Consider the following 5,732-nt stretch of genomic DNA (forward strand, 5'->3'; position numbering starts at 1 on the left):
TAACAACGGTTCATCGCCAATAAGCGGCACCGTTAGTAAGAAAATAATTAAATTGACCAACAAACCAATACTAAGCCGACAAATCCGCGTCCCTTACTCCGCCAACTGGCGATAACCGAGACCGTTAGCTGTAATATTCACAATAATTTGAAAAATGAAGAAGAACCGACTTTTGTTTTATTTCATGATACTTACTTTCATATGTGGTTATGGCCAAAAAAATGATTCATATGAATTAACGCTGTATAATAGCAAAATCGATAAAAAGTATAAAATTGATTATCGAAAAACCGATAAGAAAACTTTCTTAGTGGTAAATAAAGAAACTTCAATTCAAAAATTTAGCAAGGCAGATAGTTTAAAATTATTTCGATTAATTAAAATAGAAACTCCTGAGGCTAAGAAGGAGTTTTCTAGAATAATTGAAAGCTATAAAGAATATAAATCTGATACTTTATTAATTAAATCAAAGGATTTAGAAAACAGAATTGACGACTTTGTCGAAAACTGGAATAATTTAAAAGAAGATTTAGAAAAAAACCCTGACCAGAGATTAATTCTTGATGGATATATGATAAAACTATCATTAGAGAAAGAACATAAAAACTATGAAGAAATATATGCACAAACTCCTACAAAGAAATCTCATCCAAAAATTTTTGACCTAATTTCAGATTTAGAAACTTTTTACAAAAAAGAATCTAAGAACCCAGTGATTGACTAAAATACTACAGCTAACAACGGTTCATCGCCAATAACCGGTACAGTTAGAAAGAAAATAATTAACTTGACCAACAAACCTATACTAAGCCGACAAATCCGCGTCCCTCACTCCGCCAACTGGCGATAACCGAGACCGTTGGGCACAATGTAACAAGAATGGGTAGAATTATTTCATATGAAATTTTAAATCAAAACCTCATTTTAAATGAGGATCTTTATTGGACATTTGATCCAACTCATAAAGAATCTATTAAAGTTTGGACGTTCTACAACTTCGATTCAAAAATTATTTCAAAGGAGGAACTTGATAGATTAATTGGTTATAAAGAAGATGTAGATTTTGAAATAAAGAAAGAAAATGAACTAATTAAGATCAGAATATCTACATTCTATGATGACAAAATTTATAGAATTAATTGTTCTAATTATAAAACTGAGCTGAGACTATATAATAATGAAGAACTAACAAAAATAATACTACTTCAAAAAGAGCAATTAAAAAAAGAGCAAGATAAAATTGATAATTATTCAAGCTTAATAGAAAACTTAACCGGTTATATTCAAAATGAAAAATCAAAAAGAAAAGTAGTGCTTAGTGAGCTAAATGAAGAAACATCAAAATTGGCAAAAAAGGAAAAGTACAAATTGAGTTTTCTACAAAAAATTGATGAAATGCTAAGTGAGTTTAAATAGTATTAAACACTGTGCCCAACATCGGTTCATCGCCAATAAGCGGCACCGTTAGTAAGAAAATAATTAACTTGATCAACAAACCAACACTAAGCCGACAAATCTGCGTTCCTTACTCCGCCAACTGGCGATAACCGAGACCGTTAGGTGCAAGCGGATAACGATCGTAACAAAGAATGAAATCAGACAAATCAATATATAATAATACTAAAGCAGCTATAAATCGTTTACAACCAAAAGAAACGGATTGGAAATTCACTAAACTCAATAATGAAGATCCGGAAAAAATTAAAACTGACTTTGATTTGTTCAAAAAAGAAATTCCAATAATTGAGATTGCTGACAAAAATTCAAAAACGATAATTACAACAAGAAGAATTATAGAAATAAATAATTCGATAAAAAGAACTGTAAAATTCCAAGACATTGTACGTTATGATTTTGGGAATTTTAAAGGTGAAATTGAAAATCCTGAATTAAAAAAGTTCAGAACTATTGACTATAAAAACAAGAATGGAACTTTTCAAATTGAAACGGGAAAAGCTGCAATTGTAATAATGACAACTTTAAATACAATAAAAAATCTGACGAAGCCGCCAGCACCTAACAACGGTTCACCGCAAATAACGGGTAGCTAGATGAAAATTGTTATTTTAGAGACCAATTACTAAAACAACTAATCCGACAAATCCGCATCCTTATTCCCGCAACTTGCGGTAACCGGGACCGTTGTAGCCAATTTTATCAGAAAATAATCTAACAAAATTTTAATTATATTTTAGCTAACAATATCACTTATAAAGATTTCAAAAATATCATATGAAAAAATTAAAAGGATATTTAATTCCCATAATAGTTATAGGGTTTTTCGTGGTCTGGGCAGTTTATGGAACTATAAAGAGGAGTTATTATTTTGAAAATGATTCTATTAAAAAATCTTATAGTGTGGGAGAAATTTATATGGTTGAATTAGGACCAAAACAACCTCCTTTATTCAAATACCATTTCACTTTTAATAACAAAAAATTTGAAGGTGGAGAGTGGTTCAATAAGGAAATGGAAAATAAATATCCTAAAGATATATCATTATTACGTAAAAAAATTATTGGTAAGAAATTTCTAGTATATTTTGTTTTAGAAAACCCTAAACAAAATAAACTACTGTGGGATAAACCATTAGAAGATTCAACTATGAATGCTCCAGAAAAAGGTTGGCCTGAAAAACCCTTTTAAATTTTTAATTAATACTACAAGATCGAACAATAAAACTGGCAACAACAACGGTTCATCGCCAATAAGCGGCAGCGTTAGTAAGAAAATAATTAACTTGACCAACAAACCAATACTAAGCCGACAACTCCGCGTCCCGCACTCCGCCAACTGGCGATAACCGAGACCGTTGTGAGTAATAATTTTATGAAAGATATGTTTCCAAAGACTTTCCATAAATATTTAGCAAACAATACATTAGTCGAAATAAAGGGCGGAATAACAAGATCGACATTTTTAAAAATATGGATGGTAGAAGTAGATCAAAGAATTTTTGCCAGAAGTTGGAATAAAAGTGAAAGAAGCTGGTTTACTGAATTTCAAAAAACAGGAATTGGAGAAATAAAATTTGGAAACAAGGTGATTAGAGTGAATGGGCAAAAAATTGATCCTAGTAACCCAATTAATGAAAAAATAAGTGAGGCATATATTAAAAAATATTATCAACCTGAAAATTTAAAATATGCAAAAGGAATAGCTCAGGCTGAATATTTTGATCATACAATGGAATTTTCACCAGAAAATTCTGCTTAAAATTACTACACACAACAACGGTTCATCGCCAATAAGCGGCAGCGTTAGAAAGAAAATAATTAACTTGACCAACAAACCAATAATAAGCCGACAAATCCGCGTCCCCTACTCCGCCAACTGGCGATAACCGAGACCGTTACCTGCAAGCTCCAGAAAAATTCGTGATGAAAGAAAAACTGACTGAAATATTTGATTTAGAGGCTGAAGGAAAATATAATGAAGCCTATAATGGATACCAAAAACTGACCTTAAAAAAACCAGATGATTTTCAAATATGGAAATTCTACTATTTTTTTCTTTGGAGTATGTTAGAAGATGTAAATCAACAATTCAATAAAAAGATTGATTTAAATAAAGAATTAAAAAAGCAATTACAAATCGGAGTAAAAAAATTTTCAAGCTTATCAGAATTCAATTTCATAGTGGGATATACTATTTCGATTTTCCCTTACGAATTTGGAGATTATAAAGAAATAGAAAAGAAAAGTAAAAAAATGTTGAAAATAGCAACCGAATCAAATCCCGATAATCTAATTTATAAAATGGTATTTCTAGGTTCTCAAACAGATAATGTAAATGATAAGGAATATGTAGAAATTGGTAAAAAAGCTCAAGAATCAATCAATACAGAATATCGAGGAAATGGATTATTAAACGAATATTTTAAACAAGTATTAAAAAGGTAAGAGCCAGCAGGTAACAACGGTTCATCGCCAATAAGCGGTATCATTAGAAAGAAAATAATTAACTTGACCAACAAACCAATAATAAGCCGACAAATCCGCGTCCCTTACTCCGCCAACTGGCGATAACCGAGACCGTTAGCTTTAATTGTTCAGAAAAATCCGTTAATCAACAAAAAACACTAGATTGGATAAACATAATCTTAATTCAGATAATCCAGAAGATATTTTAAAAGAAGCTTTACCAAAAAATAGTTGGCTGATTGACGAAAGCATTCCGCACGTTAAACATTTGAACGATTACAATTCCATTATTGAAGATTTAAAATTCGCTAGAGAATGTCTCATAGAATTAAAAAAAATGAGAGTTCTTGAAGAAAATACTGAAATTGAAAATAGCACTACTTTAAAAAGAGTATATTTTACAAATTCAGTTATTACATACGCTAGATGCTTTAATTCGACCAAACAAGGTGGAAGAATTTCAATAAATAAGAAACAATTCAAAAAAAACTTTCCAAATAACGAGAGAGTCAGCGCTAAGGATTTAGTAAAATTTCATGAATACATAATGGATTTACGAAACAAGTTTATTGCTCATGCCGATAATAGCATTTTTGAAACAAAAAGAATTTATATTCAATTTGAGCTGGAAGGTGAAAATTTACACTCAACCTTTGCAAATCTTTCAGTAGCTATGTTCAATTTTGACCAAACTCAATTATCAAACTTTATGGTATTAATTGATTATGCAATTATTAATCTAAGTGAAAAGAGCAAAATACTTACACAAAAAGTAAAAGATCAAATTGGAGATGATAAATTATTGGAGGTAGCAATAAAAACTTTGAAAAACAACTAAAGCTAACAACGGTTCATCGCCAATAAGCGGCACCGTTAGAAAGAAAATAATTAACTTGACCAACAAACCAATACTAAGCCGATAAATCCGCGTCCCTTACTCCGCCAACTGGCGATAACCGAGACCGTTGGCAACAAGTATCAGAAAGCTCTCAATTGTGAAGAAAATATTATTCTTGCTAATTTCAATTTTATTCACAAGTTGTGCAGTACAGAAAGTACCAAAATCTGAACAGGTAATGAAGTACTATCAAGGTTTTAAAAAATCAGATTATAATACAATCAAAAATGTTATAGCCGACAGTTTAATAATCACAGAAGGTAATTACAAAATGAAGTTTTCCTCTGAAAGTTATTATAAACATTTCAAATGGGATTCTGTATTTAAACCAGTTTACAAAATTGTAGATTTAAAAGAACAAGGTAATCATGTTGGTGCAACTGTTTCAGTTAGATCTTCAAGATTTAAATTTTTAGAAAATAACCCACTAACTTGTAAGCGCAAGTTTTATTTCAAACGTGGGAAAATAAGTAAAATTGAAAATTTAGATTGCCTTGATGCGAATTGGGAAAATTGGCAAAAACAAAGAGACTCTTTAGTTCAATGGATAGAAATTAATAAGCCAGAATTACACGGTTTTATTCATGATTTAAGTGAACAAGGAGCAATTGACTATTTAAATGCAATTCAATCGTATAAAAAACGAGAATTAGAATAGATACCAGTTGCCAACAACGGCTCATCGCCAATAATGGGTATCATCGAAAAAGTGTAATTTTAGAAACCAGGTAATAAAACAAATAAGCCGACAACTCCGCGTCCCGTCTCCCGCAACTGGCGATAGCCGAGACCGTTGTAAACAATTTTATAAAAGAAAAATTTTACTTAATTCTGAATTAACTTTAGAACAAAAAAATTTTGAAAAAATAAATAATTATTAAACCTAATCAGTATGAAGTCAACTTACAAAT

At 30.6% G+C, this 5,732-nt stretch carries 8 protein-coding genes; all 8 read left to right on the top strand.

Annotation, left to right across the window (positions count from 1 at the left end):
• Positions 1-154 precede the first annotated feature (154 nt).
• The 8 genes from ML462_RS15795 (at position 155) to ML462_RS15830 (ending at position 5,479) form a co-directional block, all read left to right on the top strand.
• Positions 155-724, top strand: a complete 570-nt coding sequence (locus tag ML462_RS15795) for a hypothetical protein (RefSeq protein ID WP_240714804.1) — start codon at positions 155-157, stop codon at positions 722-724.
• Positions 725-879: 155 nt separating this feature from the next.
• Positions 880-1,416 carry a hypothetical protein gene (locus ML462_RS15800; protein WP_240714805.1) on the top strand — a complete coding sequence of 179 codons (537 nt, stop codon included), beginning with the start codon at positions 880-882 and terminating at the stop codon, positions 1,414-1,416.
• A gap of 173 nt (positions 1,417-1,589) precedes the next feature.
• Entirely contained in the window at positions 1,590-2,051 is a 462-nt protein-coding gene (locus tag ML462_RS15805; RefSeq protein ID WP_240714806.1) for a hypothetical protein, read from the top strand.
• 181 nt (positions 2,052-2,232) lie between these two features.
• Positions 2,233-2,646, top strand: a complete 414-nt coding sequence (locus ML462_RS15810) for a hypothetical protein (RefSeq protein ID WP_240714807.1) — start codon at positions 2,233-2,235, stop codon at positions 2,644-2,646.
• 183 nt (positions 2,647-2,829) lie between these two features.
• Positions 2,830-3,216, top strand: coding sequence for a DUF2255 family protein (locus tag ML462_RS15815; RefSeq protein ID WP_240714808.1), 387 nt, complete (start codon positions 2,830-2,832; stop codon positions 3,214-3,216).
• 164 nt (positions 3,217-3,380) lie between these two features.
• Positions 3,381-3,902, top strand: coding sequence for a hypothetical protein (locus ML462_RS15820; protein WP_240714809.1), 522 nt, complete (start codon positions 3,381-3,383; stop codon positions 3,900-3,902).
• Positions 3,903-4,086: 184 nt separating this feature from the next.
• The gene (locus ML462_RS15825) at positions 4,087-4,761 is read left to right on the top strand and encodes a hypothetical protein (protein WP_240714810.1); all 675 of its coding nucleotides are present in this window, start codon (positions 4,087-4,089) and stop codon (positions 4,759-4,761) included.
• Between the two features lie 238 nt (positions 4,762-4,999).
• A complete protein-coding gene (locus ML462_RS15830) occupies positions 5,000-5,479 on the top strand; it encodes a TRAPPC13 family protein (protein ID WP_240714811.1) in 480 nt (159 codons plus the stop codon).
• Positions 5,480-5,732 lie beyond the last annotated feature (253 nt).

The sequence above is a fragment of the Christiangramia lutea genome, from assembly GCF_022489035.1.
Taxonomy (GTDB): Bacteria; Bacteroidota; Bacteroidia; order Flavobacteriales; family Flavobacteriaceae; genus Christiangramia; species Christiangramia lutea.

Excerpts from the sequence above, each read along its gene's own strand:
- ML462_RS15830 (WP_240714811.1), top strand. The coding sequence starts at position 5,000 with ATGAAGTACTATCAAGGTTTTAAAAAATCAGATTATAATACAATCAAA.
- ML462_RS15795 (WP_240714804.1), top strand. The coding sequence starts at position 155 with ATGAAGAAGAACCGACTTTTGTTTTATTTCATGATACTTACTTTCATA.
- ML462_RS15815 (WP_240714808.1), top strand. The coding sequence starts at position 2,830 with ATGAAAGATATGTTTCCAAAGACTTTCCATAAATATTTAGCAAACAAT.
- ML462_RS15820 (WP_240714809.1), top strand. The coding sequence starts at position 3,381 with ATGAAAGAAAAACTGACTGAAATATTTGATTTAGAGGCTGAAGGAAAA.
- ML462_RS15810 (WP_240714807.1), top strand. The coding sequence starts at position 2,233 with ATGAAAAAATTAAAAGGATATTTAATTCCCATAATAGTTATAGGGTTT.
- ML462_RS15805 (WP_240714806.1), top strand. The coding sequence starts at position 1,590 with ATGAAATCAGACAAATCAATATATAATAATACTAAAGCAGCTATAAAT.
- ML462_RS15800 (WP_240714805.1), top strand. The coding sequence starts at position 880 with ATGGGTAGAATTATTTCATATGAAATTTTAAATCAAAACCTCATTTTA.